1 protein-coding gene and 1 pseudogene are annotated in these 924 nt (G+C 65.5%); one reads left to right on the forward strand and one right to left on the reverse strand.

Annotation, left to right across the window (positions count from 1 at the left end):
• Positions 1–171: pseudogene (locus tag MFF24_RS28630) on the forward strand (IS110-like element ISMno7 family transposase); the annotation flags it as partial.
• Between the two features lie 405 nt (positions 172–576).
• Here the strand turns inward: MFF24_RS28630 and MFF24_RS28635 are convergent.
• On the reverse strand, positions 577–924 hold a 348-nt coding region (locus MFF24_RS28635), incomplete at its 5' end, for a hypothetical protein (protein WP_238229221.1).

Here is a 924-nt window from a genome sequence, read left to right on the forward strand (position 1 = left end):
GCTGCGCTGACCGCGATCCGGCGAGGCTCTCCCTTCCGGCCCTTCTACGAGCGGCTCACCCAGCGTGGCCGACCGAGGAAGGTTGCCCTTGTTGCGGTGATGCGAAAGCTCCTGGTGACGCTCAACGCCATCGTCCGCGATCGTACGCCATGGCGGCCACTCACCGCTTGACCTTCAACACAGCCGCTCAGTCGTCGTGGCGCTGCCGTGGAGAACCTGTCCCATAGCGCGTCCCTCCATGCGGTCGCAGGTGTACCACCACACAAAGGGACTGAACATCTAGCCGAAGCGGCAGCCTTGGAGGAGTTCGCGGACGCCTTCGCGCGAGCGGGCGTGACTACCGCAGGGGAGGGCAAGCCGGGCTCCGCCCGCAATCTCAGGCGCGTGGCTCGCGAGCACCGGATCAAGGCCATGCTTGCGCGTGGCCGCGCCGCCGGCCTTCTCGGGCATGAATTGCCCGAACCGGACGCCTGATCGAGACCGAGCCTCGCGTCGTGCGCCGATGACGAGCGGTTGGTCCGCGCCGGAGCCCGGCTTGCCCACGATGGGAAAGGGCAGGGGACCGGCGCCCCCCGTTCAAGTCCCGCCGGCCCGCGGTTCCGGAGACGTGGCGAACAATCCGCCGTCGCCACCACTGCGACGGGCAAAACGGGCCCTGACATCACCCGCTCGCATCGAGTTCGACCAACGGCTCGGATGAGCCAAAGGCCGATCCGGAACTCTGCCGATGGATGATTCGCGGTTCGGCTGGTTCTTCCGGGAGATATCCATCAGCATGTTTATGAAGCCGAATGTGTTTCGGCGTGCAACTTTGGTTCTTCCGCACTTTCGGTGCTGAAGGCTTGGCGTCCGATCAAGCCTTGCTGATTGCGGCTCATGCAGCATGCAGGACGCGCTGTCGCAGGAGATCGAATCCGGCTCGAC

The sequence above is a fragment of the Methylorubrum aminovorans genome (assembly GCF_022179725.1).
Taxonomy (GTDB): Bacteria; Pseudomonadota; Alphaproteobacteria; order Rhizobiales; family Beijerinckiaceae; genus Methylobacterium; species Methylobacterium aminovorans.